We start from the raw sequence: 12669 nt of genomic DNA on the forward strand, positions 1-12669 counted from the left end.
TGGGTCAGTTGTAGCGGCCGCTTGACTTCCACAAAACAGGCAGTGACGGAAGCCGTAAACGCAGGTAAGATAGTCACAATTCCGGCAGAGGACATGACGATAGGCAGCTGGTCGGGAACAGGGTATATGGTCATAGACCCTGAGACCGGAGCAGGGGCGTATATGATATCCGGAGGGCTGAATGGGGGTGCATTATCGGCGCTTTTGACGCTTGGAGGATTATGCGCTACATTTTCTTCGGCTGCTGCAACGTCAATGTTGGTTTGGGCTGCTGTTCAATTCTTCGCACTTACGCTAACACCGTTTTCATTGGTGGCATATGGCACTATGTTGGGTTTACTTGTTGTTGCGATGATAGCGTTGAATTATGAAATGTGGACTGATAACCTCGATTATTTGTTTACGGGAGATTTAAGTTCTGCAGAGCAGGCAGCAGACATGATGGGCAGATTAGGTAATCTGGCTTTGGCAGAAGTGACACTTACAGGGTACATTAATATTCAGTATTTTTATGCTCGGTTGGCAAAAGGTGCAACACACAATAGTACCGCAACAACAGTTGTTTTGGGGAAATATAACAAAGATGGAGTATCATACATTAATGTTGCGAAGGAAAAAAATGCAACATATTTTCAATTGGATAACTGGGCAGAAATTGAAGAAATAGTTGGGAATGATAATATGTGGTATATAAATGAAAGGTTTTTAGAGCAACAGCTTTCGCAGGGAAAAAATTTTATTTTATCTCATAATCCAGCAGAAGCAGATGGGTATTTTTCAAGTGAGGTAAAATTTTTAGTAGAACATGGATATTCATTTATAAAAAATGGGGATATATGGGAAGCAATAATCAATTAGGAGCTAGAATAGTTATGAGTAATAAGAATTTTGAAGATGCCAAGGCTGTTTTTGATAAATATGATGGCAGCTATTATCAGATGGTTCGTGATGGACAATATGAAAAATATAAAAGATATTGTGTACCGAAATCTTTAGAAAAGGAATGGCTCAAAAGCAAGCAAAATGCTGAATACAAAGAATTATTAAGAAGTAAAAATATGTATAAAACAGCACATGCTTTTGATATGTATTGCCATTTTACTTCGTTACTAGGCGATAAGAATGGTATAAGAATTGCTGAAGAATATATTAGCGATAACATGACTATACAAGATACTTGGACGCTGATTAGAGAGATTAGTACCTACACAGATTTGTTGCGAGCATTTAAGGCTTTTGATCATAAGAAAAAAGCAAAGATTATTAAATTTTTAAAAGAATTGCTTGAAAGGAACATTACAATATCAGATGATTATAAGAAGGATGGTGTATTTCCAGATTATTTAACTGAGGAAAAGGTACGAGAGGACATTGTTAGACAGATAAAATACTGGAAAGTTAATTAGTGTTTGCTCGTAGCATACAAATATGAGTAGTGTTATAAAGGTATTGGATTTATAGAGGATTCGTAGTATGACCGGGCAAGTCTTCTCATAGCTGGGCTGAGATACCGGATTCAGACAGGGACAAGGTAAGCTTCGGTATAGACGGTGATGTGCTCACAAGCTTCACGGCTTCCGAGCTGTATGGGAAAAGAGTGTACTGCTCGCATACGAGCCTGCCACGGATGCAGACAAAGCTATATATGACAGCTATGACAGCATATTTGACGTACCCGCTTATGCGGTGTATATAGACACAGCAAAGACAGAGATAAAAGTGGGAGAGGAACTTCTGATAGACGGATATGCGCTGGATGATTACGGCGTGGATTCGTATGCAAAGTATACCTACGGTCAGGGCAAGGCAGGGGAGCGTCTTACTGTGACTGACATCACAGGCTGCAATCGCTAACAAATAATAGACTGCACGAAAACGTGAATTATAATAGTCAATAATAAAAAGTCTCTGTTACTGTTATATTGCAGTAACAGGGGCTTTTTGTTAGTTAATAATTAAAATTATATGTTTGCATATAATTGTGAACGATACAAAGAATCTCATTTGGTGTATGCCGGGCGGGATTTTTGTGTTATAGTGGTAGTTGTGAGATTGAAGAATAGAAAAAGATGAAGGTAGAAAGAAAAAACAGATGAAGACAGATAATAGTACGAAGAAAAAGGACAGTGTAAAGAAAGAACGTAGGGAAAAGAAAGAGAAACTGACGATTGAAAAGAGAATATTACAACTATCATTTCTTGGAAGCGTATTGTTTATAGTAGCGGAAGGTGTGATGGCATGGTTTACTCATTCGCATTCCTTGTGGACTGATTGTTTGTTTGATGCAGCAGATTTAGTGATGATCGGACCGTTTCTGGTGCTTGTGCCCCTGCTTTATAAACCGGTGACAGAGAAGCATCCATATGGATATGCGCAGGTAGAATCATTGTTCTTACTGGTAAAGTACAGTGTATTATTAGCACTTACCTGCAATCTGATGGTTGAAAATATAAAGCTGTTATTACATGGTGGACATGAAGTTGATGCCGGCAGTATTGCTATATTTGAATTGCTTGTATGTCTTGGGTGTGCAGGCATGTATCTGTTGCTTGGTCATTACAGTAAAAAGTATGAGTCTACGACGATCAAAGCTGAGCTTTATATGTGGAAGCTTGATGTTATAAGTAGTATGGGAGTAGCCGTAGCATTTGCAGTTCAGATGATATTGCTTACAACGAGATTCCGTTTTTTGACGCCATATATTGATCCTGCAGTAGCTGTAATTATGGCACTGCTTCTTATAAAAGAACCGGTAAAGGAGATCTTCCAGAGCATTAAAAATCTGATTTTATTTGCGCCGGAGAAAGATGTCTTAAATCAGATACGTGGAATCGTGGATAAACATATGAATGATTATCCCTATGAGGTTACATTCTTAGATGTTATCCAGACTGGACGGAAGCTTTGGGTTGAAGTATATATTGGAAATAAAACAGATGTCATACATATCAGTATTCTGCATCGTGTCCGGGATGAGATCAAGCAAGAACTGAAATACAAATACGATCAGGTATATATAGAGATTATACCGGATTAGGATAATGCAAAAGATTCCAAGTTATTATATAAAACAGAGGTGGTCGATATGAAGAAATGGAAGGCTGCCGGACTGATCACAGTAGCCGGGGCATGTGTTATTGCAATCGTCTGGGGATTGCATGGCCGTACAAAGAATAATGTAAAATTGTTGCAGTTAAATGAGCAGGTATCGGATGATTCTGTTATATATGTAGCATTGGGAGATTCGATTACATATGGATATTCATTAGAACATGCAGAGAATGAACGATTTTCTGCAAGGATCGCTGCTTATATGAAACAGCAGGGCATGCAGGTTGTCGAATGTAATCAAGGTGTAAATGGTCAGCTCAGTGACGACATGTGGCAAAATATCAAGAAAGGCAAGGTAGATCTGTTAGACCATGCTGATTATGTGACATTTTGCATTGGTACGAATGATGCACTTCTTCCGTTTGAATTCTTTGTTATGCAGTATGAAGATTATTTTTATGGATATTCCGGTGCAGGAGATGATTCTCCACTTTGGAAAAAAATTAATAAAAAGACATTTATCCGGGACTTTGAGGAGGCAGACCGGTCTGCAGAAGATAATCTGAATCAGTTTTATAATAATCTTTCAGATAGTATAGATCTGATCCGTAAGGATTCGCCGGATTGCCGGATTGCGATCATGACCTTATACAATCCATACCGGAATATGGATTATGCGATTACCGCAGATGGAAAAACGATCAACATCGGACAATATGCAGAAGAAAAGATCAATCAGGCAAATACGATTATTCAGACAATATGCAGGGAAAAGGATATTGTACTGGCAGATTGTTACGATGCATTTGCATTGTCAAATGATATTGTGCTGAATAATCAGAAGGCAGAAGATTACATAGATCCGGATGATCATCCGACAGCGATAGGACAGCAGTTAATCGCAGATGTGTTTATAGAAGCATTGTTTACAAAGTAAGATAGGATCAGGTATAGCATTTACTTATAAAGTAAGATGTGATCAGAAGGCAGCATTTATTTACCAGGTAAAATGGAAATAGAATAGCATTCATTCATAATAGAACAGCAGTTTAATGAATAAAAAATAGAATAGTTGGAGCACATAATAAGACATTTTCGTATGATGTTACAGTTTAAGATATGTCCGAAATTTGGGATATATTTTTATAAGGATATCATATGAAAATGTCTTTTTTTGAAGCAAGAGGGGTATAATTTATGATTTGATCCGACAATATTTGCATAACATTATGCGTTTTAAATTGTATCCGCTTCTAATCAACTAACGCAAATTGTCAGAACAAATACACATATTGTGTTTACAAGATGGATATATTTATAAAATATATCTATTTTTCTTTCTTTTTAGAAAATATTTCGATATAATTATTATGTAACTGGAGGTTTGGATGCAGAGACAGCATTCAGAAACAAGAATAACGTTTATGTAAGAAAGGGATGATGAGAACATGAACAGAAAATGGGGAAAGAAATGGATGGCAGCAATGCTTTCGATTTCGATGGTGATCGGTATGTTTCCTAGGGTTGGAAATCCGGTCAGAGTTCTTGCGGATGAGCCGCCGGGGCAGGCGGTCACGCAGGCAGATATTTCAAATGCAGATAACAGCGGAAAGGATAAATATGGATTTAATCTGACGACACCAAGTTCATTTAATGCAAATGACGGTGAAAATCCATACGGTTCCGGCTATTCTGCATTTAATGAAAAGATGGAAGCATTTTTATGGTATCGATCCAGTGGAAAGAACCGAAATGCTGAGACGTATAACTATACGAAAAGCTCGGATATCAAGGGCTATTATGTTGGACCGGATTCGAAACGGAACAACAATGGATTTATGCAGAGCCGTACAGCATCCGGCGCAGCTGATGTCAAGTATGTAAATGTAGACGGTTATGATCCGTATGGAACCGGCCGTGATAATATGGTTGCACTTGTTGGCGCATCACTGGGAAAAGATCCGCAGCTTGTTGTAGCAAGATACAGTGCATCCGGTAAAGGTCAGGAATTAAGAAAGACCTTCAGCCTTGGATCGGGTGATGATAATGACTGGCTTCGGGATAATCAGTTGGAAAAATACAGTGCCTATAAGAATTATTTTACATTAAAGGCAGGAGATTTTGACGGTGACGGAGATGAAGATATCGCAGTCTATGTTCCAAAACGTGGAGATCCGTATATTATGATCCTGGACGGAATCACCTTATCGCCGATCAGTGATAATATTCCGGTTCGTAGTTTTATGGGAAATACCGGAGCGGATATGGCAGGTAAATTTACCAATAATGGTAAGACAGCAAGAGCAACAATCAACATGTCGATAGAAACTTCGGATATCAATCGGGATGGTAAAGATGAGATCCTTCTGGTTGGTTCCTATTCGAATATCCACGATGACAGTGATGGAAAGAAGCTGCAGCAGAGAAGCTCTGTATTTGCCTGTTATAAGGTAGAGAACAAGAAACCACAGCAGATGAATAAGTATGTAATGGATAAGGATACATGCAGTGTATATATGCGTTACGCATCTGTAGCAGCAGGTGATATTGATTTTGATGGCTTCCCGGAAGTTGTAGTTGCCGGTGTATACAGTGATAATGATGGCCCGGATGGAGATAAATCCGGTTCAAATAAAAAGTATATGCTGGTAACATTGAAATACGATCCAAATGAAGAGGTGGAGACATTAATTCCATCCGGCGGAAACGTAATGGATATGTGTAATTTTGTAAATGCAGGCTTTGATAAAGATGATAATGTGCATCCGCTTCCTGCATTGACCTGTGCGGCAGTAAACGGAAGAAATGATGCGGAGCAGGTTTTCTTAGATGGTGTTTTCTGGAAGTTTGAAAATGAATCATGGAAAAAGGACTATACAGCCAAGGTATGTCAGAGCAGTGATAAAGGAATCGGCGGTTATATCATATCCGATACCTGGGTAGACGGATGTGTGGCAGGAAACTTTGATGAAAATGATCTGGGAATTGAGCAGGTCTTATATACGACCGGATATAAGCAACAGAGCTTTAACCGGTACTTTTACCGGGTGAACATGTCCGGTAAGGAACAGAACAAGGATTCATCGACCGGTATCTGTACACCGGGCAGTTATTTTGATTCGACTTCAAACGAGCTGGTGCGGCATGTCGGCATGAGTGATTTCCCATGTCTGGCGATCGCAGCAGTTGATGCGGATAAAGATACAGATGTATTTACCTTTAAGAGCAAGAAATATACATACAGTAATGTAGATATTCTGGCTATATTACAGGCTGCTCCATATTTTGGAGAGCTTCAGGATAATTATTATAATGGTAATATCGGAGAAACCTTATATGGTAAGCTATCAGGACAAGGAACGGTAACCAGTAAGACGAAAATGGCATCCATCGGAGCATATGCATCATTTTCCATCGGTTCTTCAGCATTGCAGTTCCATACGGAGGCGTCCTATACCCATGACTGGGAGTGGTCGTATGAGGATGAGCTTTCCCATGAGTATTCGATCAGTTTTGAAAATGATGGTACGAAGAATCAGGTAGTACTTTATCGAACGCCGGTTATATTGTATGAATATGTCATCACACCGGCGAATGGAAGTGCATCGTATACCATGGAAGTCGGAGTGCAGCAGCAGCCGGTCTATTCGACCATGGATGTAGATACCTTTAACCGATTTGCAGAAAGTGATGAAACTCTGCAGAATAAGGTGATCACGAAGGATATTCTGTCCAGTACGCCGGGATGTCCGGATACCTATGCGACCAGCTCGCTTGGAATGAAAGGTTTCGTTGGCTATCCGAACTGGATAGAGATCAATAATAAGGTCAATGACCAGACAACGGTAGCTATGAATATTACGGACAATACACAGAGCAGTAAAACAATGACCCAGACGAACAGCTTCGAACTGACACTTGGTGTAGAAGGTGAAATTGATGCCATGGTAGTGAAGATGAATTATGGCGGTGGTGTCAAGCTTGGCGGTGGCTGGGGCTCCGGTAAGACAACATTTGATTATTCATCAGTATCAAAGGAAGGTGTGGTAGCTTACCCGCCGGCGACGGATTCTCAGTACAGCTTCAGTACAAAATTTGGTATCTGGCAGGCAAAGCTTGGCGATAGCAATGTTCCGATTCTTGGCTTTGTTGTAAAGAATGTCGAACAGCCGCCATCTCCACCGGAAGATATCAGTGTGGATACAGTGACCGCGGATTCCGTAACGCTTGCATGGGAAAGTGGTTATAAGAAGGCAGAGAAATATGAGATCTATCAGGTATTTAATGATGGTATTACAACCAATAAATACAGCCTGTTAGATACGATCAGCGGTGACAGTTTTTCTTACAGCTATGATGGACTGAAACCATCGACGGAATATGAATTTGCACTTCGTTCAGTTGGAACAAATAGCGGAGGCGAGACTGTATACTCCGAATACACACCGGAGGTATCCGTTCATACACTGGCTGACAGTGAGAAACCAGATATCTTAAGCATGACAAGTGTACAGAGAGTTGTTGTCGGCGGTAATGCGAGCTTTGTGATCGATGCACTCCCATCTGCAAATGCGAAAGGCGGTCTGTCCTATGCATGGCAGGTTCGAAAAGCAGGTTCGGTCAACTGGGTAAACCTGACGGACAAAGAAGCTTCCGGTATAAATGGAAGTACATTGAAGTTAAATGGTATCACAGAGGATATGGATGGCAATTCTTATCGATGCGTTCTTTCTGAGCTGATAAAGGGTGTGCGGTTATATGCATATGGAGCTCCGGGTATCCTGCATGTCGGAAGGGCTGACAGTATGATGACAGCAACGATTAGCAATACACAGTCCGACAGTGCGAATAAGGGAACCAATACAGCGTTTGGACAGTATACACAGACACGGACGGTTACGAATGAACGTACGGTATCGAAGACTGTAGCGGTTACGATCGGAACACAGAAGGAGACATTTGTCCAGTATAAGAATGGTGCAGTGGTATCCGCTGTATATCCGGATGCAGTAATACCGGAATTTATCTATTTTGACAGCCAGACAAATGAATGGTATGTACTGGAAGAATATAATGAGACAGCAGGAACAGCAACTGCAAAGGTGAAATTAAATGAAGTAATACCAAATGTATTCCAGAGTGGAACAACCGGTGATGCAGCCGCTCTCTGGAATGGAGTTGATGCAGATACAATAAAGCCTGTGACAGAACAGGTGACAGAGACGGCAGCGGGCAAGACTTATTATGCATATATAGCAGTAACAGCCGATGGTGAGATATTGTTGTACAGCACAGATGCTATGTCAGAAGCAGTTACACAGTGGTATCAGTTGGAACAGGGTACAGATGGAGCAATTACAGCAAAAGCGTATGCCGGTACTGTTCAGTCCTATGTGCCTGCTTATGCCGGATATAAAGAAGAATCTGCTGGCACTACAAATCAGCAGTATATCGAGGTTGATGGAACAACCTGGTATCTGTACTGGCCGGAGGCATACGAAGGAAATAATGCTTATATCATGTATGCAAAATCCGCCGAAGCAGATCGGACTGCGGATGAGACCTATTATTACAAGACTGAGCAGACGGTAACAGATGAGAACCAGCAGGAGCAGATCATTACAACATTTAATGAATTAAAGATCGCTACGGATGATGCCTTTTCTCTTATGGGAAGTTGTGCATCTAAGCAGTATGGTGTTACCCCTGGTGAGGTTGTTACCGTAAATGAAACATATGATACACAGGTTGAAGATATCATAAAGGGAGATCAGACAACGGTTCAGATCCATGTTGCAGAGGCAGTTACATCTTCTGTCAATATCGATAAAACAGGAATTGTAAATGTAAACTTCTTCAATAACCGAACCGGTTCCATTCGTGATATATCAACCATTGTAGATAAGAATGGTAATGCGTCTGTTGTATGGAATCCGGAAGAAGCCGGAGATTATACGGTAACTGTATCCTATGGAGGAAATACATCATTATATCCTACAGATACACAGACCGTTTATTATGTAATAGATCGTACCGATGATACGGTATACGTTCTTTCAGGCAACAATGCGGAATATGGCAATACCATTAAGTTAGAAGTCAGACAGGGAAAACGGGAAAATAATACATCCGGTAATATAACGACAGAACCGCTAGCAGCGGATGCTTCTGTATCCTATCAGGTATCCTATGTAGATGGAGATGATAAGGTTGTAACAGAAAATATAACCGGTAATACATTTACACCGAAATGGCCGGGACAGCATACATTTGCTGCGACGATAACCAGACAGAGCGGTACCAGTCAGACCAAATCATATGCGATGAAGATGCTTACTGTAAGCAAACGGCCGATCGTTATTACTGCTCCATCAAAGGATGATATATCAGAGGATGACACGGCAGATAAAGTATTAAGCCTGTCAGATGTTGATGTAAAATATGCGGGTGATGACACAGAATCCGGTATTCTGGATTCAGATGCAGCTAAATATAAGCTATCGGATCTGATAACAATAGAGGCTGAGCCGAAGTTAGATGAAAATTCGTCAGCAGGTGTTTACCAGACCGGAATCGCATGGCTTACAGTTGGAACCGAAGAAGACAGTGAGTATATAGATCTGGTAAAAGAATTCCTGAAGAAATATAACGTCACTCTGAACAGAGGAAAATATCAGATCGTATCGAACCAGTATACAGTCCGATATGAGTCTGATGGCAAGGGAACGATAAAAGGATATTGTGGAGACTCCAAAGAGCCATTTGCATCCGGAGCCGGATTAGCAGATCAGAGCAAGGTATCCTTTAAAGCAATTCCAAAGGATAATTATAAGATCAAAGCATGGAAGGTAACAGGAAGTGATGGAAATGATCTGGTTCTCGGAACTGATTATGTGGTAAATGGAGATACATTGATTATTTCAGCATTGAGCAGCAGCGTTCATGTCAGTGTATCCTTTGCAGCAAAGACCTACCAGTTGAATTACGATCAGCCGGAAAACGGAAGTCTTCAGGCATATTATGTAAAGGCCGGAAGCTATGGAAGCAAGATCGATACAGGTGAGACCGTCCTTACGGGAAAGAGTATCCTGCTTCAGGCAGTTCCGGATGAGAATTATGTCGTAAAACAGTGGACGGTTTCTCATGGTGGTTCAGCAAAGATCCAGAAAAATACTGACGGAAGTATCTTTGCCGGAACAGAGATCACACTCGATAATGTGGAGACAGATACTGTTGTGGCCGTTGAATTTGAACCGGTAGAGACATATTTATTTGAGACCGAAGTGATTGCAGAAGATCCGGATACATCGGTTGCAGGCTGTAAGATCAATGTCTCAGAACAGGTTCAGGATGGTAAGGCGGCAAAGGGATCAACAGTAACCCTTACGGCAGATCTTCCGGAATCAGTTACGGTATCAGAGTGGAGAATCTATACCGATGATACACATTATACTGTAGCAGCAACGGGTGGAGACCGGTATGTAGTATCCAATGTGCAGAAAGACATGAAAATCAAGTTGGTTGTCAATATGTTCCAGATGGAAACACTTCATTTTGAAGCGGTAAATGAACAGGGACAGCAGGTAGATGATGTTGTTACGGCATGGAGCGATTCAGTGCAGATCAGCAATGATACAAAGATCGTAAAGAATCTGCCGGTTGTTATGAAAGCAGATGTACCGGAGCAGTATCAGATCTCTGCGTGGAAGCTGTTTATCGGTTCAGAAGAACAGACGATCGCAACCGGAAAGGATGCGAAGAAAAGTTCATTTAACAGTGTAAACAAATCCATGCGTGTTGTACTGGTTCTGCTTGATCGGCCAACTGTCACATATAGCTGTGACAGCAAGGGAACAGTGGGATGTAATGATGTTGTATCCGGCGGTTATATCGACAGATACCGTATAGAAGATATTGTTATGACAGCAGTACCGAAGACCGGATATGAAGTGGATCAGATCACAGTAATGATGGATGGTGCAGCTTACAGTGATATGACGGTTTCTGATATAGAAAATACAGACAATAAGCAGATCAGGATTCAGGCACCAGATACAGGCTTTGAGAAGAATGTAGAGGTGACAGTTACTTATAAGGAGATTCCAAAAGCTGAGTTTCAGTATGAGCTGGTATCGGCAGATGGAGTAGATGCAGGAACAGTAGCTGTTCATGTGGATCGTAAAAAACAGAATGATCTTGTGCAGAATGTATCCTCCGGATCAGGCAGCCTTGAAGTATACCGGGACAGCACGGTTACAATGACAGCATCGGTGATCGCTGGCTACGAGATCAATGCATGGAGTATGAATGGTACAGATATCACAGCTGATGTCCGGACGAACAATACAGATCTGAGCAAACTGGTATGTACCGTTGATGAGAAGCTGTTGCAGAATGTACCGATTAAGATCACTGTAACGGTTGTTAAGACACCGGAGCCTCCGTTAGAACCGGAAAAACCGGTTGTAGAGGAACTGACCAGGAAGCAGATCGAGAAGAATTCACAGACACTTTCCAGCAAACAGAAGGTTGCATGGACACAGAAGGGAATTCAACTGACCTGGAAAGCTGTTAAGGGGGCACAGGGATATGATGTCTATGCAGCCCCATGTAATAGAAAGAAGCTGACATTTGTTAAGATGATTTCAGGTGCAAAGAAGAATGCAACCGTACTGAGTAAGTATAAAGGCAAGAAGCTGAACCGGAAGCAGTCTTACAGAGTCTGCGTCAAGGCATATCGTATTGTAAATGGAAAGAAGCAGTATATTGCTACAGGACTGACACTTCATATCGCAGGGCCGAAGAATAAGACCTATACAAATGTAAAGAAGATTCAGTGCAAGAAGACAAAGTATACCTTAAAGAAAGGTAAAACAGCAAAGATAGCAACTAAGCTTATCTTACAGGATGACAAGAAGAAACTGTTATCCAAAGGGCATGGTGCTAAGCTTCGCTACAGCAGTACCAATAAAGCAGTTGCTACTGTAACGGCAAAGGGTACGATCCGTGCTAAGAAAAAAGGAACCTGTTATATCTATGTTACTGCATTAAATGGAGTAAATAAACGGGTGAAGGTAACAGTAAAATAAAACTGCAAATTTAAGTTAAAAAAATTCCATGGTGGGGTAACACAGGAGCTTTCCGGCTCCCTGTTATCCCATTCATGGAATTTTATTTTTGTTCAAAATATTTATATAAAAATCTATTTCTTTCTGGGCAGATAGGTAACAAAGATCATACGTTTATCAATGATCTGTCCGGCGATGGCAATGCCTTTTCCCATTGTAAAGGCGGCAAGGATGGTTCCGATCCCAAGACCTTTGATGTGACCGAGGAAGAAGCCTGTCATACAGGCAGTTGTAAGCAGACAGATAACATCAAAAGAGATCTTAACAACCGAATATTTCTTCTTTATAATCTGTGACGCGACTGCTTATAAGCCTCCCTGTGTACAGAGTTTTTATGATTATGTGTCGGGAAAAAATGAAATGCAGGAAGATAAATTTATATGGAATATATAGAAAATCGGAATTTGCATAAAAGTTTCGCGTATACGACAGGTTTGTGGTATAATTTTACATGAGTGATATGTATGGCTTTTTGCAATATGTATACAAA

General features: G+C 40.8%; 6 protein-coding genes and 1 pseudogene. 6 read left to right on the forward strand and 1 reads right to left on the reverse strand.

Features of this window, described 5'->3' with window-relative positions; translation table 11 throughout:
- From CLOL250_RS03230 to CLOL250_RS03250, 6 genes and pseudogenes are all read left to right on the forward strand, one after another.
- A pseudogene (locus CLOL250_RS03230) lies at window positions 1–858 on the forward strand (hypothetical protein); the annotation flags it as partial.
- 14 nt (window positions 859–872) lie between these two features.
- On the forward strand, window positions 873–1406 hold the full coding sequence (locus CLOL250_RS03235; protein ID WP_044944921.1) for a hypothetical protein: 534 nt from the start codon (window positions 873–875) through the stop codon (window positions 1404–1406).
- Between the two features lie 280 nt (window positions 1407–1686).
- Window positions 1687–1854, forward strand: a complete 168-nt coding sequence (locus CLOL250_RS14100) for a hypothetical protein (RefSeq protein ID WP_008400666.1) — start codon at window positions 1687–1689, stop codon at window positions 1852–1854.
- Window positions 1855–2092: 238 nt separating this feature from the next.
- Window positions 2093–3037: a cation diffusion facilitator family transporter gene (locus tag CLOL250_RS03240; protein WP_008400667.1), complete on the forward strand. Its 945-nt coding sequence runs from the start codon at window positions 2093–2095 to the stop codon at window positions 3035–3037.
- Window positions 3038–3085: 48 nt separating this feature from the next.
- Complete coding sequence (locus CLOL250_RS03245; RefSeq protein ID WP_008400668.1) at window positions 3086–3988, forward strand: SGNH/GDSL hydrolase family protein; 903 nt, start codon at window positions 3086–3088, stop codon at window positions 3986–3988.
- A gap of 511 nt (window positions 3989–4499) precedes the next feature.
- A complete protein-coding gene (locus CLOL250_RS03250) occupies window positions 4500–12140 on the forward strand; it encodes a fibronectin type III domain-containing protein (RefSeq protein ID WP_008400670.1) in 7641 nt (2546 codons plus the stop codon).
- 113 nt (window positions 12141–12253) lie between these two features.
- Here CLOL250_RS03250 and CLOL250_RS13630 read toward each other — a convergent pair whose 3' ends face one another.
- Window positions 12254–12469 (reverse strand): DUF6198 family protein, encoded by a 216-nt coding sequence (locus CLOL250_RS13630; protein WP_342413206.1) that lies wholly within the window; start codon window positions 12467–12469, stop codon window positions 12254–12256.
- Window positions 12470–12669: the final 200 nt, after the last annotated feature.

The sequence above is a fragment of the Clostridium sp. L2-50 genome, assembly GCF_000154245.1.
GTDB lineage: Bacteria > Bacillota > Clostridia > Lachnospirales > Lachnospiraceae > Coprococcus.

Bases quoted from the DNA above. Each gene is read 5' to 3' on its own strand.
- CLOL250_RS03235 (WP_044944921.1), top strand. From the start codon at position 873: ATGAGTAATAAGAATTTTGAAGATGCCAAGGCTGTTTTTGATAAATAT.
- CLOL250_RS03240 (WP_008400667.1), top strand. From the start codon at position 2,093: ATGAAGACAGATAATAGTACGAAGAAAAAGGACAGTGTAAAGAAAGAA.
- CLOL250_RS03245 (WP_008400668.1), top strand. From the start codon at position 3,086: ATGAAGAAATGGAAGGCTGCCGGACTGATCACAGTAGCCGGGGCATGT.
- CLOL250_RS03250 (WP_008400670.1), top strand. From the start codon at position 4,500: ATGAACAGAAAATGGGGAAAGAAATGGATGGCAGCAATGCTTTCGATT.